This window comes from Symplocastrum torsivum, from assembly GCF_059505465.1.
In genome coordinates this window covers 14,671-36,960 of the sequence record NZ_JCACKQ010000125.1, presented here as the reverse complement: position 1 = coordinate 36,960, position 22,290 = coordinate 14,671, and the positions used below count along the sequence as shown (strand labels likewise).

The 22,290-nt window shown below is 45.2% G+C and carries 22 protein-coding genes and 1 pseudogene; 4 read left to right on the top strand and 19 right to left on the bottom strand.

The window, feature by feature from the left end; genetic code table 11:
* Positions 1 to 158: 158 nt before the first annotated feature.
* From AC5JL3_RS30700 to AC5JL3_RS30690, 3 genes are all read right to left on the bottom strand, one after another.
* The gene (locus AC5JL3_RS30700) at positions 159 to 1,064 is read right to left on the bottom strand and encodes a DMT family transporter (RefSeq protein ID WP_496078055.1); all 906 of its coding nucleotides are present in this window, start codon (positions 1,062 to 1,064) and stop codon (positions 159 to 161) included.
* A gap of 30 nt (positions 1,065 to 1,094) precedes the next feature.
* Complete coding sequence (locus AC5JL3_RS30695) at positions 1,095 to 4,184, bottom strand: plasmid replication protein, CyRepA1 family (RefSeq protein ID WP_496078054.1); 3,090 nt, start codon at positions 4,182 to 4,184, stop codon at positions 1,095 to 1,097.
* A 180-nt stretch (positions 4,185 to 4,364) separates the two neighbouring features.
* Positions 4,365 to 5,348, bottom strand: coding sequence for a GNAT family N-acetyltransferase (locus AC5JL3_RS30690; protein WP_496078053.1), 984 nt, complete (start codon positions 5,346 to 5,348; stop codon positions 4,365 to 4,367).
* A gap of 244 nt (positions 5,349 to 5,592) precedes the next feature.
* On the opposite strand from AC5JL3_RS30690, the gene AC5JL3_RS30685 reads away from it, so the two are divergent.
* The gene (locus tag AC5JL3_RS30685; protein WP_496078052.1) at positions 5,593 to 7,038 is read left to right on the top strand and encodes a serine/threonine protein kinase; all 1,446 of its coding nucleotides are present in this window, start codon (positions 5,593 to 5,595) and stop codon (positions 7,036 to 7,038) included.
* 90 nt (positions 7,039 to 7,128) lie between these two features.
* On the opposite strand, the gene AC5JL3_RS30680 is transcribed toward AC5JL3_RS30685, so the two are convergent.
* The 16 genes and pseudogenes from AC5JL3_RS30680 to cysC all read right to left on the bottom strand — a co-directional run.
* Positions 7,129 to 7,605, bottom strand: coding sequence for a hypothetical protein (locus AC5JL3_RS30680; protein WP_496078051.1), 477 nt, complete (start codon positions 7,603 to 7,605; stop codon positions 7,129 to 7,131).
* 366 nt (positions 7,606 to 7,971) lie between these two features.
* On the bottom strand, positions 7,972 to 8,343 hold the full coding sequence (locus tag AC5JL3_RS30675; protein WP_496078050.1) for a hypothetical protein: 372 nt from the start codon (positions 8,341 to 8,343) through the stop codon (positions 7,972 to 7,974).
* A 772-nt stretch (positions 8,344 to 9,115) separates the two neighbouring features.
* On the bottom strand, positions 9,116 to 9,406 hold the full coding sequence (locus AC5JL3_RS30670; protein WP_496078049.1) for a hypothetical protein: 291 nt from the start codon (positions 9,404 to 9,406) through the stop codon (positions 9,116 to 9,118).
* 45 nt (positions 9,407 to 9,451) lie between these two features.
* Positions 9,452 to 9,586, bottom strand: coding sequence for a hypothetical protein (locus AC5JL3_RS30665; RefSeq protein WP_496078048.1), 135 nt, complete (start codon positions 9,584 to 9,586; stop codon positions 9,452 to 9,454).
* Between the two features lie 114 nt (positions 9,587 to 9,700).
* A complete protein-coding gene (locus AC5JL3_RS30660; RefSeq protein WP_496078047.1) occupies positions 9,701 to 10,429 on the bottom strand; it encodes an SH3 domain-containing protein in 729 nt (242 codons plus the stop codon).
* Positions 10,430 to 10,623: 194 nt separating this feature from the next.
* Positions 10,624 to 11,193, bottom strand: a complete 570-nt coding sequence (locus AC5JL3_RS30655) for a GNAT family N-acetyltransferase (protein ID WP_496078046.1) — start codon at positions 11,191 to 11,193, stop codon at positions 10,624 to 10,626.
* A gap of 139 nt (positions 11,194 to 11,332) precedes the next feature.
* Positions 11,333 to 11,860 (bottom strand): cold shock domain-containing protein, encoded by a 528-nt coding sequence (locus AC5JL3_RS30650; RefSeq protein WP_496078045.1) that lies wholly within the window; start codon positions 11,858 to 11,860, stop codon positions 11,333 to 11,335.
* 132 nt (positions 11,861 to 11,992) lie between these two features.
* Complete coding sequence (locus AC5JL3_RS30645; protein ID WP_496078044.1) at positions 11,993 to 12,523, bottom strand: Uma2 family endonuclease; 531 nt, start codon at positions 12,521 to 12,523, stop codon at positions 11,993 to 11,995.
* 184 nt (positions 12,524 to 12,707) lie between these two features.
* The gene (locus tag AC5JL3_RS30640; protein ID WP_496078043.1) at positions 12,708 to 12,890 is read right to left on the bottom strand and encodes a hypothetical protein; all 183 of its coding nucleotides are present in this window, start codon (positions 12,888 to 12,890) and stop codon (positions 12,708 to 12,710) included.
* The gene (locus tag AC5JL3_RS30635; protein WP_496078042.1) at positions 12,891 to 13,388 is read right to left on the bottom strand and encodes a hypothetical protein; all 498 of its coding nucleotides are present in this window, start codon (positions 13,386 to 13,388) and stop codon (positions 12,891 to 12,893) included.
* Positions 13,389 to 13,700: 312 nt separating this feature from the next.
* A complete protein-coding gene (locus AC5JL3_RS30630) occupies positions 13,701 to 14,789 on the bottom strand; it encodes a fatty acid desaturase family protein (protein ID WP_496078041.1) in 1,089 nt (362 codons plus the stop codon).
* Between the two features lie 62 nt (positions 14,790 to 14,851).
* Positions 14,852 to 15,382, bottom strand: coding sequence for a chromate transporter (locus AC5JL3_RS30625; RefSeq protein WP_496078040.1), 531 nt, complete (start codon positions 15,380 to 15,382; stop codon positions 14,852 to 14,854).
* On the bottom strand, positions 15,366 to 15,932 hold the full coding sequence (locus AC5JL3_RS30620; protein ID WP_192220152.1) for a chromate transporter: 567 nt from the start codon (positions 15,930 to 15,932) through the stop codon (positions 15,366 to 15,368). The genes AC5JL3_RS30625 and AC5JL3_RS30620 overlap by 17 nt, the downstream gene beginning before the upstream one ends.
* A gap of 23 nt (positions 15,933 to 15,955) precedes the next feature.
* Entirely contained in the window at positions 15,956 to 16,768 is an 813-nt protein-coding gene (locus tag AC5JL3_RS30615) for a sulfotransferase family protein (protein WP_496078039.1), read from the bottom strand.
* A gap of 53 nt (positions 16,769 to 16,821) precedes the next feature.
* The gene (locus AC5JL3_RS30610; protein WP_496078177.1) at positions 16,822 to 17,283 is read right to left on the bottom strand and encodes a VOC family protein; all 462 of its coding nucleotides are present in this window, start codon (positions 17,281 to 17,283) and stop codon (positions 16,822 to 16,824) included.
* Positions 17,260 to 17,793, bottom strand: a pseudogene (gene cysC, locus AC5JL3_RS30605) (adenylyl-sulfate kinase); the annotation flags it as partial. The pseudogene cysC and the gene AC5JL3_RS30610, both read right to left, overlap by 24 nt.
* 1,875 nt (positions 17,794 to 19,668) lie before the next feature.
* Here cysC and AC5JL3_RS30600 point away from each other — a divergent pair.
* The 3 genes from AC5JL3_RS30600 to AC5JL3_RS30590 all read left to right on the top strand — a co-directional run bounded on the left by AC5JL3_RS30600 (position 19,669) and on the right by AC5JL3_RS30590 (position 22,094).
* Entirely contained in the window at positions 19,669 to 20,835 is a 1,167-nt protein-coding gene (locus tag AC5JL3_RS30600) for a response regulator (RefSeq protein WP_496078038.1), read from the top strand.
* Between the two features lie 127 nt (positions 20,836 to 20,962).
* Positions 20,963 to 21,328 (top strand): response regulator transcription factor, encoded by a 366-nt coding sequence (locus AC5JL3_RS30595; RefSeq protein ID WP_496078037.1) that lies wholly within the window; start codon positions 20,963 to 20,965, stop codon positions 21,326 to 21,328.
* Between the two features lie 196 nt (positions 21,329 to 21,524).
* A complete protein-coding gene (locus tag AC5JL3_RS30590; protein WP_496078036.1) occupies positions 21,525 to 22,094 on the top strand; it encodes a chemotaxis protein CheW in 570 nt (189 codons plus the stop codon).
* The last annotated feature ends 196 nt before the right edge of the window (positions 22,095 to 22,290 follow it).

Sequence of the window (22,290 nt, the reverse complement as noted above, 5' to 3'; positions counted from 1 at the left end):
AATGAACAGTTCTGAAGGCACTTTGTTTTTAATTACTGCCGTTATCCTTCTCGTTTTTGTAGGCTGTGGCGTGTCGAGATTTGATGAGTGTAAGAAGGCAGGACAAAAAGATATTTCTTGCGTTTTTCAGTTTTGGTAAATTAAATAATAAATTGGTACTATTCCTGGGGAAAGGCTTGGAGTAAGACGACAGAACTCACGACTAATAAACCACCCAGGATTTGTCTAGCTACAAGTTCCTCTCCCAAAAAAATGATTCCGAGCAACACAGTTACGACAGGTTCAATGGTCGATAAAATGGCAGTTTGAGCTGTTCCTAAACGGCGGATACCTGCAAATAAAGTCACAATTGGTAGCACCGTGGCGATGAGTATCAATCCGCCTACCGTTCCCACTGCCACCGGAGTCTTAGGAAAAATTAGTCCATCTCCTGAGAATGCAGTTGCAAGAAAAGATAAGGCAGCCCCCAACGAAAGATAGGCACTGGTTGTTGCCGGGGAAATCGATCGCACTAGACGTGCCCCAAAAGTAAGATAGAGTGCATACCATCCCCCAGAGGCAACCCCTAACAGTAGACCAATTGGCTTGACTGTTACTCCACTCAAATCAGCAGTAAGCAGACAGCCGAAAAGAGCGAGACTAAGGGCAATCTGGCGATTTCGTCTTGGACGCTCTCCTTCTGTTATCCAAGCAAGAAGAGTGACAAAGGCGGGATACGTGTAGAGTAACAATGCAGTAACACCAGCACCAGCATAAGTGAGGGCGGCAAAGAAAAGGCTGGCTTGGATGGCATAGCCTATCGCACCCAGTAGTGTTGCCAAGATGGCTAAGCGTCTCTCTAAACGCCAGTTACCCCGCCAAACTAGCCAAACCCAAAATATGACTGCCGCACCCACAAAGCGCCAAGCAAGAGTACTGGGTAGATCTAAGCCTTCTGCATAGGCAAGCTTTGCCAGAATTCCGAGAGTGCCAAATCCTGTGGCAGAGATGACAACTAAAGCAACTCCAACGCTATCAGGTCGTGAGGCGATCGCTTCTTCATTCACTGGTCTATTCGGTGGCATGAATTCCTTAAACCACGCTTATGTTAAGCATTAAAGGAGACAAAGTTGGACATATTCAACCTCCTCTAAGTCCACGGCTAGATTCGTGTTGTCAATCAGGCTGGAGCGGGACTCTTGCCAATTAGTCTCCATCGTAGAAAGCTTCCCATCCATAGCCAACCAATACTTGAAGACCTCAAAGCGACCATCATCAGGGTTAACGACCTGATAAACTCTCACTCGACTTTGAGAAATTCCTTTTGTGGGAGTGGCTTTTTTGCAAGATGCTTGACGAGTACGACCAATACATCGGAGTCCGTAGCCAATTTTCTCCAATAAACGTCTGACAATCGTGATGGGTGCCGCATTCTTCGCAAGTCCAATACCCAAGGTAGTCTTGAGTGCAGCCCGGTTAGAAAGTGCCAACGCTGCCATTGCCCTCAAGTCTTCATCAGTACTTCTTAACTCTCGTCCCGATTGCAGCAGTACAGGGACACCTAGAAGTTCCATCGTACCAACAGCGGCTCCGAGTTGAGAACGGTTGAAGTCAGGAAGAAAAATGCTGCCATCCCCAAGCTCAATCAGCATTTGGGCACATGCTGCGTCTCGTTGAGCAAGATATTGCCGACCAACGGTAAGAAAGTAGTGAAGTTGTAGCTTCGGATACCAGCCTGCGTCATCCTGAGCAACCAGTTGAGCTGTGACTGGGATGCCATAGCGTCGCTTTAAATCGTGCTTCCGCTTTGCTCGTCGTTGTGCTGTTGTCTTCACCAAGCGTCTTTGCAGGCTTTGATATTCATTTTCGCTGAGGTCTTCACTTTGTGCGATCGCTTTACACTCGGCTTGATAATTTTGGTCTCTCACAGCAGCAATAATTGCTGTTAGCGAATTCGTTTCGGCTTGAGCATCTTGTGGTGGGGATTGGGGATTGGGAGTTGACGAATCATCAACCGTATTCTCAGTACTAAAATCAACAGAGGCGGCTTCGATGATTTGATGACCTTCCGCTTTCAGTGCTGCCAGTACCGACTCTCGATACTGAGCCATCGAGGCATTATGCCGGACAGCCATCTTCGCCCAGCACAGTAGCGATTCTGCCTGAAAGCTTGTCTCAATATCATCGAGTGCATCAAAATCAGATTGCTGGAGCAACCGGACATTCAACTGAGTCAGACTCTGACCGGATGTGAGTAATGCTGGGATAGAAGTGGAACCATTGCCAACTTGATTAAAGCCATAGGGCGCCACCCAGATGAACCGAGGCAAATTTTCGCGGATGCGTCCTAAGGCTTGACGTACTGAATTCTCACTTTGAACCCCTTGGGCAATTCCCCAAACAGAGGTAAAGTGTCCCCGGATATCAATGCTCACTCCCGTTTCAATCGCAGGACTGGCTAGCACAATATCATAGTTAGCCAAAACCTCATCCAGGGAAGTCATGCAGCCGTAAGCGGGATGAGTCGGTTCCGATAAGGATTCTGAATCAATTCGCAGTATCCTTAATTTTGGGAATTTCTGTTTGAGGTAAGCCTCCAAGGTACAAGTTCCCCATTGGCTCTTAAGCTTCTGGGCACAAAGGCAAACAAACGGTTTCCCACCCAGAGCAATATGCTTCTCCAGGTCTTGAACGAGTCTTTGAGGTGTGCTTTCTGGATAGCTGTTTACTTGCCAGGATTCATCCGCTCCGGGTTTCCAGTCGTTGTTAATGATAAATAGTTCAGGCTGGACTCCTGAGAGAGAAACCAAGTAATCAACCGAGACATCACTCAAGTCAGCATCTGCAACGAAGACTTGACCCTCTCCTCCCAAAACATTCTGCATTAGGGTCTTCAACGACTTGAGGATAGGCACCCGATTGCTACTACAGGTACTAGAGTCCAACCCATGCCAGAGAACTTGTTCAACTTCATCAATAATTACAACTCCATCCGACCAGTTGCTAGCATCGAAACGAGCTTGAGATGTTGGATGGAGTGAGTCAAGACAAAGACCATAGCCAAGCAAAGCACCACTAGGATCGTCTTTGACTTCAGTAATGTAGTTCAACCCAAAGCGTTGGCAGAGTGCCTCCACCAGTCGTATCCGATGACCAATGACTAAGATCCACTGCTTTCGCGCTAAGGCTTCTTTGACAACACCTTCTAATAACTGAGTCTTGCCTGTGCCTTTGGGGGATTTAATCGCAATCAGTTTGGCTGTAGCGGGAATCGGAAGTTCGCCAAGATAGCGGCGCTTCACCCGCAAATCGGCAGGGTAGGTCAGCCTTGTTAAGGATTGGGCTTTCCAAGTATCGAGAGTGGGTGCTGAGGTATAGGCTTCGTCAAATACGGCTTGACCATGAGTGGCAATCAGGTCATCTACCCCTTTCCCTAAGTCGGGGTTCCAGGTGATGATTTTGACAGGACTTCCCTGCTGAGTGAACAAGTATCCTAACTGTCGAATAGCTGTACTTACAGCTTTAATCGTGGTGGGTTTTGAGTCTTGATCGAAGGCGAGATAAATTGCTCTACCTTGGGTTGCTACTTTGTTTAACGGAGGAATAAGGCGAGACTTACCGATGCGTTTTCCTTGTTCGTCTCGTGGCACTCGATATCCGCCAAATACTCCTGGTAATGCGATCGCAGCATAACCCGCAGTCAGTAAGGCTCCGGCTTTTTTCGCTCCCTCAGTGATACATAAGGGAATTTCCGGGTGATCGACAAGCCACTGCCAAAAACCTTGGTCAGGTTGCTCAGATGCGATCGCTTCTGGTGGGACTGTGAGAGAATAGCGAGTTGCGATCTGCTGCCAGAGATGCAGGGGAACGCGCAGAGCAAAGAGTCCTGTTGGCGCTAGGGGAGGATGTTCATACTTAATCAGCTTTCTGGAGTCATTACTGTGACGCGGCTGACTCGGCTTGAAACAGCCCCACAGGTCATCAGTTCCAGTAAGTATGTCAATTCCCGAACACCACCAGCCTCCCTGTTCAATGTGTTGATAGCGTTCAAGGATGTGACCCTTAACTCGACCATCATTGCGTCTAGGGAGGGTATCGGCATACAGCAGATACTCGTAGGTATTTTGACCTTCTAAAGGGGTAACGTTGAGGTGGGTTAGCTGGTCATCGACACAGCTATTGCCCCACTCCTGAAGATGATTCACGGGCTTTTAGTGACATCGGTTCTAGAGACTCATCCAAAATACACTACATCTAGTAGGTTATGCGAAAAACTTTTGGAGAAAAACACTATTTGTGGAAAGCGACCCAAGTTTCCTAAAGAATCTTTCTTCCCTTTCCCCCTTCTCCTTTCACCTTTCCCCTGACTCAGAGCAAGAAGTTTACTACATATCCTTGACATACATTATCTGGGTGTACACCTTGCGGAAGCCAACCGACTCATAAAGCTGTCCTGCACCTGATGGATTCTCGGTATCGACACCAAGCCTTGCTGTATCCACACCAGCTACTTTCAACCGTTGCATTCCGGCAAGTAGCGTGGCTCGTCCTAATCCTTTGCGGCGAAAGCCTCGTCGCGTACCTAGAGTACTAATCCAGCCTTCATTGCGTCCACTACGCTTGTTGTCTTCTGGGCTAATGTCGCAGTGACAGAAAGCGGCAAATGTACCATCTGCGGCAACAGCAACCAAATCCAATTCAGGCTTGTAGTCCGGGTCACTCAGCCAGTGTTTGTAACTCTCAACAGTTAAATCGTGATGATTCCAGTGGTCGATAAACGACTGGTTGAATAGCTCAACCCAGGCTTCGGCATCCTCATTGCTTCTGACTTGACGGATTGTGAAACCATCTGGCAACTGAAATTCTGGGATAGGGAGAGAAAGCGATCGCTCCATCGTGAAGAAGTAGCGGTCAGCGATGAAACCGCAGCTTTCTAGTAGAGCAATGCGATCGCGTAGCGTCTTTGAAGGAGAATCAGATTGGTTAGCGCGAGAGCCAGAGCGCAGCTTTACCTGCACGCCACGCTCTTGACTGACCTCGCGCATCCGTCCCTCTGCCCACGCGACGATCTGCCTTTCTAGATCGCCGCCCCGTGCCGTGGGGAGGACGCGAAACCAAAGAAAACCATCAATTACTTTGCCTGTTGGGGGAATCCACAACCTACCCATACCCACTAGCTGACCGTCTGCATTTTCCCAGAGACGAATGTCACGCGCTTTATCCAGTGATGGCTCATCAAATTGTTGCTGGAGTTCGGAGACTGAGGTGCCTTCATCAAGTTGATCGACTGCCTCACAGGTATTGATGAGGTTGGCGATCGCTTCTAAATCCGCGTCACCTGCATACGGACGCATGGTTAGAGTAAGCATAAAATTAGCCTAGAGAGGCGTAAGCTGCCGCAATTAGTAATTGAAGTTTGTTTGCTACAATTATACTACAACTAGTTTCGCTAGCCTAGACTTCTAGTAAGTTTTTTCTCATTCTTTCGCATCCTGCACACCAGCCTTGTCCAAGCAGTACGTTTCCCAGAAACAGCCCGTAATTGCATAAAACTAGCCTGTAGCCAAGATAAATAAAAAGCATCAAAAGTATTGGCATAGTCAGGAGGTGTCAATGGCAAGTCGCGAACCGGACAACATGCTATCCAAGACCCTGGTTGAACGCTACAAAATTCAGCGACAACTTGGTCGGAAAGCCGGACGGCGCACACTGCTAGCACGGGATCTAAAAACCCAGGAGTTGGTTGTTGTTAAGTTATTGATCTTTAGCGACGAGTTCGAGTGGCAAGACCTTAAACTGTTCGAGCGAGAAGCTCAAGCACTGCAAATGCTCTCGCACCCAGCCATTCCCCGCTATTTGGACTACTTTGAGCTAGACTTACCTCACGCTAAAGGCTTTGCCCTAGTCCAGACCCACATTGACGCGTTATCTTTAGAAGAACACGTCAAAACTGGACGCACCTTCACCTCCACCGAACTCCAGCAGCTTGCCCAAGGGGTACTAAAGGTGCTGAGTTATCTCCATCAACAACATCCTCCAATTATTCACCGAGACCTTAAGCCCAGCAATATCCTACTGACCAACCGCTCTGGCAACCGTGTTGGTGAGATCTATCTGGTTGACTTCGGTTCCATTCAAACCGTCGTTGGTCGAGGCAGCACGATGACCGTTGTCGGTACCTACGGCTACATGCCACCCGAACAATTTGGGGGACGGGCAACTCCTGCATCTGACCTTTACAGCCTAGGCGCAACCCTAATTTATCTTGCCACGGGCACCCATCCGGCAGACTTGACAGAAGACGGCTTACATATCGAGTTTAACCAAGCCGTTAACCTCAGCCCCCAGTTCGTTAACTGGCTCAAGTGGTTGACCCAAGCCAGTCTCAAGAAACGTCCCGCTTCCGCCCGTGCAGCCTTGCAGGGACTAAGTACCAGTAACATCGTGCCAACATCATCAGCAACTATCCGGCAACCGACCGGAAGTAAAGTCAAGCTTACAAAGAACCCGCAGTTCATTGAAATCCTGATTCCGCCCGCAGGATTTAGCCTGGGAATTGGGTTTATGGCTATCTTTGCAATGGTGTGGTTGGGTTTTCTTGTTGTGTGGACGGGGGGTGCCGTCTTATCAGGTGGCTGGTGGTTTGCGCTGTTTTCAATTGTGCACTGGTCAGTCGGACTCGCCCTGGTTTGGACGATTCTCTTCAGCTTATTTGGTCGAGTTCGCCTGCGGATTGATTCAAACCGCGTCTGTTTAAGTCACGAGTTATTCGGCATGAAGCGCGTCCGTACAGGCTTAAGACAGGATATCTCTAAGCTTATTCAAACTGAGCCTTACTACAAGCAAGTAAAAGGCAAAAATGGTACGCGGCACGTTCTTGTCAATCCAGGTATTGGTCTTTGGGTGGGAACGCAAAAGTATGAAATTGGTGGAAACTCTGGGGATAGCTGGTTTAGCGCCAGCAACATGGGAGTGTCTACGGGTGGTTTGTCCGACCCGGAACTCGATTGGTTAGCTTCTGAGTTAAGTGATTGGATAGAGATGCCGATTAATAAGTAGGAATTGTTGCACTACCTCACTCACTAAGTATTCAAAGAGCTTCAATCTTCAGGGGGCGACAAAGGCTCTAGAAGGATTGCGGTATAAGACCTACTGGAGTTGGCAAACACGTTCAAAGTCTACAAAATTATCCTGATTTCCCTTCGCTGGCACAGAACACCTCCAAACTCTATTAGCACCAGTGTCCTGATCAAAATGCCGCAACTGCACTGTGGGTGGATTGAGTTGTAATGTAGCGCATTCTGCTTGGAGTTCCTCGAAAGCTAATGAGGCGCAGAATTTAAGATCCTCGTCCCTTGATGCCACAGTCAGTCTCAGCTGATCATCATTGGTTTGAGACCATCTATAAACAGACTCGCGGTTCTGTCCATTAACCACATAACCGACACACCCCCTGTTATAGGAAGGCAGTTTAACAACTAGCCATTCAAAACGTGTAGGAGTATAGGGCTGCCCCCATCCTTCTTGTGTAGCATTACTTTGAGCAGAAGTTGGTTTCTGTAACCAGATTAGAGTTATTGCAATCGCTGCACTACATAGAAATAAGAGTCGCTTTTTTGTCACCATGACATCTCTGACACATAGGGTCAACCAATAACTTTACTAGCTACACCCATACTTGACGTAAGCCTTGGTTTGTACAACTGGCATAGGTTTAGTTGGGTTATGTCTAACTGAATGGTAAGCGATCGCTCACCCACAATCTAAATTAACAGCGAAGCGATCGCATACTCGAAGAGGTAACGCCTCAGTTCACCCCTGACAAATAACCTCTCGTTCTAACCTTTCCATCAGGCGCAACTCGACTAAAGTTAACTGCAATCGCCTCTTGGAGCGAAGTGGTAGGATTTGGAAATAGATGTGGGGTTCCTTTGGGTCAACTCAACCTACAGGGATAGGCGATCGCACTGACCCACAGGAGAGTAGATTACATTATCTTCTTCTAGGCTTGGTGCTAGAGAGTTTGGCAAGCGTACCTCTCCATAGAATTAAGAGAGGAATAGCAGTAATGGCTAAAGCTGGCAACATGGTAAAGGATGCTGAGGCGATCGCGGTAATAAGCACTAACAGGGCAGGCGATCCAAATACTAACCAGCCTGTAATAAGCACCCACCATGGGATTGTTCCACCAGACAGACTTCTATAGGCTCGACCTCGGAGATAAATTTCTCCCATTGGGTCATATCCCGAAGGAATTCTCTCTTGATATGGGAGCTTTTGCTCGGCAGGAACCTCAACGAAGAGTCGATCTTCATCTAACTTTTCATGGCGAAAAAATTGTTTGGGTTCGTCGTTTTCGCTCATTTTTCACAGCCGATAAACTTAAATTTTTAAGACCTGCTTAACTCTATTATTTATCTACCTAGCAGTCTAATGCACTTATCTGTAATGTAATGTTATCCTGCTGTTTTGCTGTCTAACTTCCTCTCACTTGAGCTGCGATCGCATACTCCGAGAGCTAACACCCCAGTTCACCCAAGGCAAATAACTCTCGTCTAACCTTTCCATTGGGGCAATGGGATTGTGTTAACTGCGATCGCCTCTTCAAGCAACGCTATAAGGTCTGGAAATAGATGTTGGGTTTCCTTTCGTCAGTCTAATCTGGGGATGAGCGTTCACTTTTATATACTGCTAACTTTATCCGTAGTCACAACCACAAGCTCCACAAGTGCATTTTATCCATTCACACTCTAAGCAAATAGGAAACCTCATTGAGTTCAGATTGTTTTGGCATTTATAGCAATGTGTAATTCGATTACGCAGGCGCAAACTCATGTACCTTCTACGAAAATTGATATAGAGATTGACAGCGTTTGTAGCTTCGCATTTAGCATTTATCGGCGCTAAATATTCTTTAACCCGTTCCTTAGCAAAGGTAAGCATCTGCCCTTGAGCAACCACATACAGTAAGACTTCCTGAGACTTCATGCTGTCTTGAGCATCAGAATCATAAACAACCAAATCTCTCGTTCTGTGAGTGCCGATCCAGTACTCATTATCATCAATTTGGATCTTCATATCAGGGGCTGTTGTAGAAAAGCGCCGTAGAAGTACCGCTTAATGCTATGTCAACTACTTATCCAACTACGCTAAGCAGTTTAACACTACAAATTTGCAACGCTATAAAGACACTAATCTTTCGCTCCAGCAAGCATTTAACTTCCAACAAGGTGGGAACAACTATCATCTCCGACTTAGCTTTCTCGGTTCCCACCGCTATTGCCCACGGCAGGTTTTCTTCCAACAATCCTGCCAAAACTGGACTGGGTGAAATTGGCTCGACTTGTGGTAAAAATCTCCCATCCTCAACAGTGGTTAGTCCAAACTCCTGCTTGACCTTTCGTAAGATGAAGTCACTATATGCCATGTTTCAATGTGGATGTGAGATTACCCATCTAGATGATAGCGATGCCTAAAGCGATCGCAGGACATGGCTTTCGATCGCGAAGCGCTGCTGCGATCGCGAAGCGAGACGCGCTAGCGTATCAGCGCAGATCGCAAACTGTTCAAAATTTGCGGAACTACAGCAGATCGCACAATTTAGCATAAATGCTGAGTAAAAGCAGAGGTTGGGCAACAAGCATCAACCCAACCTACAACGATAGGCAATCTCACTCCCCTACAGGCGAGAGAACTGATAGAAAACGTCTACCCTCTTGCACTAAGGACAAGAAAATTCTGGACTCAGATTTGTGTCAGGGTAGCCACTCGAAATCCAGCCAGTCGAAGGTGCCGTAATTCTAACCCAGGTGCGTCCTTGACTGTCTTTTTGAGTTTCTCGCGGGTTTGCTAGCCTGACTGTATTTCCCACGTATACTCCAGCAATCCTTGGAGCAGAACTAACCGGAGTGTTACGGACAGCTAAGCCCTCAGGCGGAGCAATCACGTTGCGGCAGATATTTGCTCCCGTTTGTGAGCCTCCTGAAGAGGGGGATTGAGTGTTTGGGGGTTGAGTGTTTGGGGGTTGAGTGTTTGGGGGTTGAGTGTTTGGGGGTTGAGTGTTTGGGGGGCGAGTACCGCCTGGGCAAGGTTTGAGATCGATTGCTTGGACATAGCCAGCTACCGGGAAACTGATGGCAACCCAACCAGCAGCACCACTATCTGCAAGAGTTACTTGTTCGTCTGGAGCAATAGTTCTGATCGATTGACTGGAGGTTGAACGCTCTGGATAGACAAAAATCCTTTGCTTGGCAGCACGGCATTGACTAACTACCGATTGCGCGAGTTGAATGTTGCCCTGATACCCAGATGAATTTAGTTCTGGTTTTTGTGCAACGTTGGCTGTCGTAGTATCGGTGACAGCAGTTGAGGGAGCATTCAGATACCCTACAATACTCAGCCCTAAAGCCAAGATAGTAAAAGGCTTGCCCCAAGAGTTTATTGTTTTCATATATTCCACCCCTCATTACACCAAGATAGTGCAGCGATCGACTACTAGAGTCAACAACACCAAGAGGTAGAATTGGCTGTTTCCAAGGAACTGGCTCATTGGCAAAAGGTATTTATTGACCTGCCTCCAGATTGAATAGCTCTTGATGTCTGACATCTTGAAAGTTTGCGAATCACTCAGCCTATTAAAGAAGATTAGTGCAAATCGTCATCTAGGCAAAGAGCGAGTTTGATGTCAAGCGATCGCACATCTATGTCCTCTGTTCGCAATTTTTCAAAATACAGAAGTGGGTGTCCGTTGACGACTTCCCGCCCCATTCGCCTCATGCCTAGCTTCTCAAGCACGCGCACAGACGCAATATTCGGCTCGTCCACATCTGCTCTCACCTTGGGAACGGAAAGCGTCTCCAAGGCGTAACTCAACACAGTACTGGCTGCTTCCATTGCGTAACCATATCCCCAGCGATCGGGATGAACTCCATAGATTAAACTGGGAGTCCCTTCCTCCGAATGCAAGAAGCCAGCAAAGCCTACAAGATGGTCAATGGTACGCTCAAAGACGAGCCAGAGTCCATACCCATACTGTTCAAAATTCGCAAGACTGTCCTCAATGTGCGATCGCGCCTCGGCAGACGAAATTACGCGGTTGTCGAATAGGAAATACCGAATGCGATCGTTCGTCCAGAACGTGTGGACGAGTTGAACATCCTCTATCTGGCAAAGTCGAAGCTCTAATCTGCTTGTTTCAAGTACACAAGTCATCATGAGGTTTTAGGTTGCGATTGATTGCTGCTATATCTCACATCGGTTTACGCGCAATGAATGCCGCATGAGCTTTGGGTAGAGTGTACTGACCATAATTACGCACGATTTCAACTTGAAAACCTACTTGATGAAGTTACAGCTACCTCGGTGCTTTACGCCAACCATTTGCGATCGCTTCTGACTCAGTACAAAACCATTTCTCCCCGCTTGCTAGATCGATAACGGTTGATTCATAATCTTCCATGCCCGGAAGATGATAAATTTGGTTTCCTGTATTAATCGAGATGTTGCCTTTGATCGTGCAGTTTGGTTTTGTGATGGATGTAATTGGAGAGGGAGAACGTTTAGGGCTAAACTCCATTGTAAAAAGTGCGATCGCAGCTATAACGCCAATACCGATAACTGTTTCGAGTAACCCGTGTTTCTTCACTTTCTGCTTTGTTGGCAAAGGTCGAGGTGCAACCCCATGAATTGAAGCTTTAGAGGCACGCACCTTTCCATCTGCCTCAGTTACTAAGTCGTAGAAAATTGTATCTCCGACTTTTGGACGGCGACCTGCTCCCTTTAAGGCACTAATGTGCAGGAAAACTTCTTTCCTACCATCATCTGGTTTAATAAAGCCGAAACCCCTGTCATCTTTCCATGTCACCAATTGACCTTTATGCATAACAGGTTTTATGAAACAGCCTCATTATCTGTAGGCGTTTTGTAGTGTTCTCATGCACAGATGAAGTGATCAGATCAAACTTATGCCGCGTATTTCGTAATTATACAAAGTGCGATTTAAAGGTCTGTTCAACTATCTCAGCAACCGTTGCACATCAATTTGAATTTGTCCGAGCTGAAGAACGCCTGTGGAGACAGTCTGCTGTGTAGTGTACTGCCCGTTGGCTGGGTTGGAGTAGTGAATCACTTTAGCGTCTTTGAGATCCACCACGAGGTAATCAGCAATTCCTGCTTCTGCATAGATTTCTCGCTTGAAGCCCGTATCTTTTTTCTGAGTGGTTCTAGCATACTCCACAATTAATCGCACCTCTTCAGGGGTAGGATGCCTGGTGCTATAGTCTAGCTCTCGTACAATTGCAATATCCGGTTGAGGCTCAGAATCTGTCAGAGTAATGGGTTTTCCCTGACGTGACCACCATCCCTCCCCAAACGATCTCTCTAAATAACGGGCAGCGGTTTCGCAACGATGGGCATGTTCAGGGCCTTCAGGAGGCATGTCAATAATACTTCCTCGCAACAATTCACAATTAGACTCAGATAGTACACCTGTCTCGACAATGCGGTGATAGTCTTCTAGCGTCCAATGATGCAGGAGCGTCGTCATCTGTCTGCCCTAGTTGCTAGGTTTAATTTTACCTCAACCTACTAGCACGTCTAGCTTAAAATGCTGGCTTAAATATGGCTGAAATGCCTGAAAATCGTTAACTTATCTCAACAAATTAGACTGGACGCGCTACTACGGTGATGTGCGATCGCAAAGAAAGGAATCCGCAAGCACAAAACCTATACTAACTTTGCGGTTGTTCAGTGGTTGGGATTGTAGGTAAGAGTGAACCTAGATCGCGTAGCTGAGGATAGATAACGGCAACAGCCAGTACAACGGCAATCGTGCCGATACCACCACTCACTACTGTAAAGACGCTAATGTAAAAAGTCTCAGCAATTGCAGGTAAAAATGCTGAGAGCGCCAATTACGAAAGAGATACCTTAATACCTGTTTGAATGGGACGAAGTGACTTGTTCGTATCTTTCAAAGGAAGGTGCATATTATAAGCCTTGAAAGTGTTTGAATCTGGGAGTAAATCTGTAAAAGGCAATAAGGAATCCGTTGAAGCATTCCAAATCCAAGCTTTATTTAGTGTTCGAGTTCGATTGATATTGTCTGAGATAATTGCCTCACAACCATGAAGAATTCGGTGGTTATCCGAAATAAGCATTTGCCCTTCAGTTAGAAGATGAGACTTGCGGAACTTAGGATTAAAGAAATAGTTCTCGACAACATATTTCACTGAATGATAAGCCCAAGGCTCAATAGACATGACATCAGAACGAAAACGAACCCTCCATGTTTCATCAGAAAGCTGTTCAAAAATAGGACAATGGGTCGAAAAATGCTGACCCGCGCAGATATTTACAGTTCTCGATTGAGTAATTACTTTTGCATGTTCTGGGGCTTCAATCTCTTGCATGATCGGGTACGACTTTGACAATCCCAGACTCATCTGCATTCGGATGATTCTGAATATGACCGAAAAGCTGAACAATCTCTTTAAAGGATTCGCCCGAAGTATCCCATGCTTCAAGGATCACAAATCCATCTTTTTCAATTCGGTCATAGATGGAAAGAATCTGAGATTAAAAGTCATCCATGCTTGAGCATTTGATGACATTAATCGTTTGGACATCAAGATTGGTAGTCATGGTAGATTTCCCTTGGTCAGTAAAAGTCTGTACAAAAATGCTGCCCTAACTGAGATGCGTTAACCCTGAGTTTTAGTCATCTAGTTGGACATTTGCTTGAGCAAAGCACGGAAGCCTTTTTCTTGATTAAGCGATGCATAAACCTTGTCCTCTATTAGGATTTTGTGAGCCTCCTTCATGCGCCACAAGGGCATACCAGGGAACAAGTGATGAATCTGATGCAAGCCTTCTTGATGGGTACCAATGAAGAAGTTCCACACTGGATTGAGCAAGCGGTTGCGACTTACATAGATATCGACTTTAGGAGCTGTTTCCATCATTGGGTAATGCTCAGACAACTCAATAAAAGCGCCAATCCAGTTCGCAGTTGTCAGCAAAGGAACGACCCAATATAGCAGCAGTTGCAATCCCCATCCAAAGTACAAGATACCTGCGGTCAGAACAGCTAAGTACGCAAGCCGAACAACACGCTCTTGAACTTTCTCCTGGGGATTCCAGAGCCGATGCTTCAACAGGTACTGAATGTAATGCGGTGTCTTTAGAGGAATCCTCCACAGATAATGCTGTACATTTTCAGGCGTCCGACCTTCTTGATACAGTCCCTCTTCTAGTACATAAACAAAATCACCATCAAGCTCAGTTCCCAAATTAGGATGATGACCATTGGCTACAGAATTGTGCGAGTCGTCGTAAGCACTGAAACTCTGGAGTGCTGGCCAACCGGAAAAAACTGTACCAAGGGCGTAGTTGAGGACTTTGTTCTTCGCCAGTGTCTTGTGCGTTGAAGCGTGGTTGATAACCCGCAAACCTCTTTGCCTTGCGCCAATCGCGGCGATTGCAACTAGGTAGATTGATAATCCTGGGATGATAGACAGATTCTGCCATGCCCAGATAGAGGAACCACATGCTATTGCTATGGCAACCCAATCTTCCAAAACTAGGAGGCTGCCCTGCCAGTTGTTAACTTTAAAGCAACTGCGAAGTTTACGAAGGATTGCTGGGCTGAAGCGATACCTTTTATATAGACGCTCACCTTTGGAAGGCTCACTTTGGGCTTGGGTGCCACTTCCATTATTCTCGGCATTAGCTTGAACTTCCGCGAGTTGATCTTGGAGTTGCTTGCTCTTTGCAAGTCCAACAAGCGTTGGAGTTAAGAGTGGGTTTTGCATAATATCGCGATAAATTTTGAGTGGCTTTCCTGAGTCCAGTTCGGGATTTTGTCGAAGTGCAATCAAGCTGAAAAGAATGCTTGTATGGCACCTAACGTAGCTGCCAGCAGCACTACCAAAGCTGGGTTAAGTAAGCGTCGAGCTGTCAATAGCGCAGCTAAAACGCAGACACCGAGACTAAAAATATCCCCTGTCATGTTCTGCCCAAGGTTCCAAGCCGCCGCCGCCATTAAACCAAGAGTTATTGGACTACAAGCCGCATGAAAGCGCTCAATCCATGCCGGAGGACGTGGTCCTCCGGCAAGCCACGCTACAGTAGCTAGCACGAAGGAGGTAGGGCCAAACATGCCGAGTCCGGCAGCTAATGCTCCTGGCAAACCAGCTACCTGATTGCCAATGTGAAAGACATGGAGCATATTGGGACCTGGTACAAATAGACCTAGTGCAATAGCGTGAACGAAAGCTTGATGACTCATCCACCCGTGAACAATGACGACTTGGCGTTCCATCTCTGGAATCATTGCCATTGCGCCACCAATGCTGATTAGATCTAGGTAAGCAAACGTGAAGAATAGATCAAACAGGATGTTCATCGTTTCCCCTTTTGCTTTTGTCCAAGTACCAAACGATAGGTGCAATGAACACGATCGCTAAAGGTACGGGTATCCTGATAATTCCTACGAGTACAAACGTGATTGCTGCGACTAGCAACCGTATACGCTCACCTAAACGACAGGTTAGATTCCATACCATTCCTAAAATTAGCCCGACGGCTGCCGCTGCTACCGCAGAAAGTATCCCTTGGAACACATGCTGTTGAGGTGCGGAAGACAGGAACTGAGATGCCAAGAGGATTGCCAAAGTCCCTGGTAACAATAAGGCGATGGTGGCAAGGAATGCACCCCAAGCTCCTTTAAAGTGCCACCCCAGATAGGCTGAAATGTTCGTACCATTTGGCCCTGGCAAGGACTGAGACCAATTTAGAGCTTCTAGATACTCCTTTTCAGTCAACATGCCTTTCTGTAAGAAGTCATGCAAAAGGTAGGCAGGCACTGCCCCGCCAAAAGACTTAGCTCCAACCTTTGCAAACAGGAGGATAAGAACCCTCAGTGGGGGAGAATTTATTTTGTGCTGTAGATGCATTTATTTGGTTTATTATTTTGCTTTTAAGCGCTCTTAAGATTTTCTCCTAGTGGATAATACACATTAGACAAGGCGGCAAACTTTTCATGCAGTGGCTTTAAAGTCATTTCAATTTCTTCTCGCTCCTCACTTGTTACCAAGGAGTTTTGCCATCTGTCTTTGTTATTTTCGACGGCATAAAAGGACGTAGATTCTCTCATGTCCTTATGTTGTAGTCTTGTGAATGTTTCTTGATGACCTTCGCCACAACTGATGTCGTTAACATCAAACGGCTTAGTCCAATGAATCATATTGTCTGTAAAAGGAATGTCCCAACGGCTACAGATCAATTGAAAAACTTTGTAGGGATTTTCTAGTAAATGCTCTCTTGTCAAGCAAGTAATTTGGTCTGAAATGTCTTGATTCCTCATGAATGTATCATGAGTATGTTTATAGGCAGTTTTGAACAAATTAAAGTCACAAACTCCTTCCCAGCCTTTCTTGCCAGCCGCTTTTAATTTTTTCCACGAACTCCAAGTTTCTACTGGATCTCGTAACAGAAAGATAGACCTGGAACGCACAACAGATTCTTGATTTGGAAATGCCTCAAAACAGCACTCCTCCTGAAATGCATGACCAAAGGTTTCCTTGATGAAAAAGATTTTTCCAGGGTTTTGTGCAAAAGTCTTATGAGTACCATCAAAAATACTGTAACTAGGACTTTTACCTTCCCGAACACCTTCTTTTATAGGTTGAAAGAAGCAGTGTACATCAGGATTTTGAGCCATAGACCGCATAAAAGCTGTACTGCCACTTCTGCATGGAGAAATAAGAACTCTGATCGTTGGTAGTGCCATTTTTTAACCCTCTCAAGTTATTGAAGACGAAGCCTAAACACCTACTTTCCTCGTTAAGCCCAAGTTCCTACGGGAACCCTGGTAAAAGATTTGATTTCGATCCCATGACCAGATGGGTCTTCCAAAAACATTACATACTGTTCGTGACCCTTACCAATGAAGCGTATGTGTGGCTTCTTAATGAACTTAATACCATAGTCAATTAGTCGCTCTTTCAGGCTTGAAAATTCTTGAAAAGTTAGGGCAGCTCCAAAGTGTGGAACTGGCACATCCTCTGCACCTACTTCTCTCTGAATATTTTTCGCACTGTACCCTGGTACATGATGGCAGGTAAGTTGACAACCATAAAAGTCAAAGTGAATTGATGACCGACCAGTTCGACGTTCTGAAACACCAATAATGTCTTTGTAAAAGTTGCGGGTTAACTCAAGTGAGTCAACGCTAATTGAGAGATGGAAGGGAATGTTGCTAGACGCTTTTTGATTCTGAAAATAGCCTAACTCTGTTAGCTTCACTAAAATTTTAGTTGCGCTTTCATCAACGGATTCTTGGTCAGTTCTGCATTCGACGTCAGGGGAGAGTGGTGATTCATAGGGATCATCAATACCAGTAAAGTGCTTTATCTCCCCATCTCGTACCCTCTTATATAACCCCTTGACATCTCGCTGTTCGCAAACTTCCAATGGCGCATTAACGTACACTTCAATGAAATCCCCAATGCGTTGCCGCACCTCTTGCCGAACGCTACGATAGGGTGAAATGGCTGAGACTATTACAAATACACCATTTTGTGTGAGGAGGTCAGCCATAAAGCCAATGCGACGAACATTTTCGTCCCGGTCTTCTCGGCTAAACCCTAAGCCCTGAGTTAGGTTTTGCCGTACCACATCACCGTCAAGCACTGCAACTCTGTACCCCTGCGTCCGTAGTTCTTTCTCCAAAAACCGACTGATGGTGGTCTTGCCCCCACCACTCAAGCCAGTCAACCATATTGTCACACCACACTTTTGCTCCTCATGACTAATCACACCTAAGCTAGGGGTCAAACTGATTTCCTGTAAGACTTGAGTATCTATAGACATGTCAATGCACTCCTCTAGGTATTTACGAAAAGGACAGTGGTACTTGCAAATAGCACGAGCAGAATGTTTGTATCCTAGAAAATCAGGACAATGCCACCTCAACTGAGTTAAGGATCGTGATCGTTTATAAGAAGTCTGGAAGTAAGCTTGCTGATAAGCTTTTGAGCTACTAACTTAAGACAAAACACTGCCGATGAGGAACACATAGCTGCAATTGATTGCCTTACCAAGGCAGGTTTCCTACCTATACAATTGAGTCAGCTTCTGAATTGTGGACAAGGTACAACTGGTTTAAATAGTTGAATGCCTCATGAGTGGCTAGTTTCCTACCAGGGCGTTGTCCAAATCATCACTACTGCGTGTCTCTTCATCTTTTTAAGGGTAGAAATTGGTATGAGGACTAGATAGAGCTAAAACTATTGCGTATGGCTCCGCGTAAGGGTCGAGTGTACACAAGTTGAATTGCGAGCCAATCGTTCTGCATTAGTCTGAACTCCAGTAGATTCCTACTTTATTCGCTTCTTTCAGAGGATAACTCATGAAAGCTTTACCTGTAAAGTCTTTTTTTTAAAACTATCTCTAGACAGAGAATATGGCTTTGAGAAAACGTTTGTAAGATTTAATACAGTATTTAGTTAACTTTATTTTTAATGTAATTAACAGCTACAGTGCTGCTGAATTGTACCTTGTAGAGATAGTATGATGTAATTGAGCTGTTTTAATTGGAAGACTAACTGCCTTCACATTATCTTTATAAAGTGGGTAGTATTATATAGCGTTTCCTTGACTGATGAGGTACAACCAATCCTTGCCTAGTAATAGTTTCAGCTCTAAAAATGCACCTCACTTGACGGAGAAACGCTATAAATCTATTAAAAATTTAATTAAGTCCTTATTAAGGATAAGGAAAGCTCCAATGTTACATTGCTAGCTTTGCGACGAATCAATGTAAAACTGTATTTATATTTCAAGCTTTCACTCAAAATAAAGATCTGTAAAGATTAAAAGTGAGATCTTCAGTTTTTTCCTGCAACCGTATCATGTGTCATACACATAAGGATATTACTGATGATAGCAAGTATTAGCAACAAATTCAAGTAACTTTGCCGAATCTTCATTCAGAATTACCTAACATACAACGGTTCCGTCTCTGCTTTTCTTTAAGCCGATTCATTGCAGTAATTTATGAAACATTATTCTCGGCTCACTGATTAAATCCTATAAGCATTGAGAAGCAGAGCTTATGTCATAAGACTACTATTTCACCCAGTTAATGTTGATACGGAATAATTCAGAAAATACTGGAAGCACCTAAACATAAATTCACAAATTATTCACTTATAAATACTAGATTGTTATAGAACTAAATTCTCCGAAAGATACATGATTAAAATACAGCAACAAAATAAAGCAGCCATAAATTCATCAATCCTAAAAGTTACAGCCAGAAAATAAAAAGGAGATAAATTTAACCAATTGAAGATGACATCAACACATAAGAGTGCTAAAAATGATAGGGGTGACTATGTAATACACGTAATAAGCGCTGTATTATGCCAAAGTTCTAAATCAATCCATATACATAGGCTTTTGCAGCTTCTAGCATTTAACGCTAGAGGGAAAGTGTCATGCTAGTTAATGTCAGTGAACTAGATGCTGCAAGTCTTAAATAGTCAGGGTTTTCATCTGTAGATTAGGTGCGTCTTAGCTTATTTCAAACGCTAAAAAATTACATTTAGGCGTATTATTGGTCACTTAATCACGGAGATAGAAAGAGTGATGTCGGTTCAGGAAACTCCTCCTTTTGCCTCATTTAACATGTTTACTGCTTCAAAGCAAATTCAGTTTCTCGCAACTTTGAAGCAGATTCGGTTTAGCGGTCAATTGGTATTAACTGAGTCAAAAGGACAACAATGGAGCTTTTATTTCTACCTTGGTAGCATCATCTATGCCACTGGAGGAATTCATCCAGTAAGACGGTGGCGAAGAAATTTAGTAGCCTGTTGCCCTCAGATGCCGAATCAGCGAACAGCGTGGCAACAGGATTTAGCGACACTGGAGGCTACCCCATCTATAAACTGTTGGGAATATCAACTGTTGTGCTTATGGGTGGAACGGCAAAACATCACTCGTGAACAAGCCGCTCAAATGATTCGATCTGTGATTGCAGAAGTGTTATTTGATATCGGGCTAGCCATGCAGGTGACTTCTCAAATCAAACAAGATACATTGACATTATCTACACCTCTTGGCTTATTTGATGTGCAGCAAGCCCTTACAGAAGCTCATCAGCTTTGGCAAGTTTGGCGGGATGCTAAGGTAGCTATCTGTTCTCCTAACAGCGCTCCTGTCATCAAAAAACCTAGAGAACTTCGAGAACGCATAGCTGCACAGGTTTACCAGAACCTAAGTAAAGTTCTTAATGGGCAAAACACATTGCGTGATCTCGCCTTACTTATGAGGCGAGATATTGTGCAAGTAACCCGCTCACTCCTGTTTTACATTCAAATGGGGCTGGTGGAACTTGTTAATATTCCTGATTTACCTGCTCCCATTGGTACACCTGTTCCTAGGACACCTGTTGCGATCGCAAATCCAACTGGACCTTTGGTAGCCTGTGTAGACGATAGTCCTCAGGTTTGCCAAACTATGGAAGCGCTACTTACAGCCGCAGGCTATCAGTTTGTTGGTATAGAGGATGGTTTACGAGCCTTCTCAATTCTTTTAGCCCGTAAGCCAGAGGTGATCTTTTTAGATCTAGTGATGCCAAATACCAACGGGTATGAAATTTGCGCGAAGTTACGCAAGCTTGCGTTTTTCCGTAATACACCAATCGTGATCTTGACTGGAAATGACGGCATCGTTGATCGAGTGCGAGCCAAGCTTGTTGGTGCCTCAGATTTCTTGAGCAAACCAGTCGAGTCCGAAACCGTCCTAAGCGTTGTCCATAAACACTTAGAGCAGGGTGCTCAACAGTTGAATTAAGGATTTCAGGGTTGGTTGAAACAACCTCTCTTAATCCTGTGACTTCTCCGGTGTACTAGGAGATAAGCCTACTAAGCTGCAATCCTCCATTAACTACGTCCTGTTGTTTATTAAATCAGTGAATGCCATGAGTACTGTCCTCGTTGTTGAAGATTCCCTAACCGAGATGCAAATTCTAACTCGCTGTTTGCAGCAAGGAGGACTTGATGTCTTGACCGCCAACAGTGGTGAAGAAGCCTTGACTAAACTCAATAGTCAGAAACCTGACATCATTATTCTTGATGTCGTTTTACCAGGCTGTAGTGGATTTGAAGTCTGTCGTGAACTGAAAGCGGCGGCGGAAACCAGCAGTATCCCAATCGTGATCTGCTCAACCAAAGGAGGCGAAATGGATAAATTTTGGGGCATGAAACAGGGAGCAGATGCTTACCTGGCTAAGCCAATCGACCAAGAAGAATTTATCCGCACGGTTAAACAGCTAATCAAACGATAAACCGGAAAGAAAATTGCTAGCCAACTTTTCTTTACCCATAGCTTGTAAGGGTGGGCATTGCCCACTCTCGGCAAAAAAAGGATATGTGACAAGCTTTCTATTCTGACCTTGAGAATAGCTAGCTTCCCTGTAGTGGAGTGTAGTTCGGTGTTCGCCTAATTGTTTTTGGAGACTTGCTAAGCCTGAGAGGAAATCAATGTCCGACTCTTTATCAATCCGAAATTCCCTATTACCGTCAACTATAGATGAGATTAATCGAGTCTCTCCCTCCGACAAAGCAAGCGAACAGTTTTTGCGGTTTCATCTTTTTCCCAATACAAACGCCCTGCTACCGATTCAACAGCTAACTGAGGTGCTAACGATTTCCAGAGATCAGATTGTACCGATTTTTCAGATGCCGCCTTGGGTCATGGGTGTCTACAACTGGCGGGGTGAAATTCTCTGGATGGTCGATTTAGGTCACTTAGTCGGTTTGACTCCTTGGCATCAACAGCCCATGAGCGCTTCAGAGTATACAGCGATTGTGTTGCAAACTCGTGCCAACTCAACAACACCAACTAACGTCAATAGCCAAATGTTAGGTATTGTTGTCAACCGAGTCGAAGATATTGAGTGGTGTAATACAGACTGGATTCAGTCGCCACCGTCATCTACTCTAACCCCGGAACTGACACCATTTCTGCGGGGATATTGGTTGAAACCCAACGGGGAAATGCTATTCGTCATTGATGGCAAAGCAATTATTGCTGCGATGCCCAAGCTGTAACAGAATTCGTTATCAAGTCTAGGAACTTACTTTTATACAAGTTACTGCTATTGGTTAGTGGTCAAGCGGCGCTCAATTCATTGCGCCTGTACAGCAATGACCAATGGACTTTAAGCCCAAGTCTCTCAACAAGACAATTTGTTAAAGAGTACCAGACTTGATAGAACGCGATCGCATTCCCATCTCTATTGCAGGC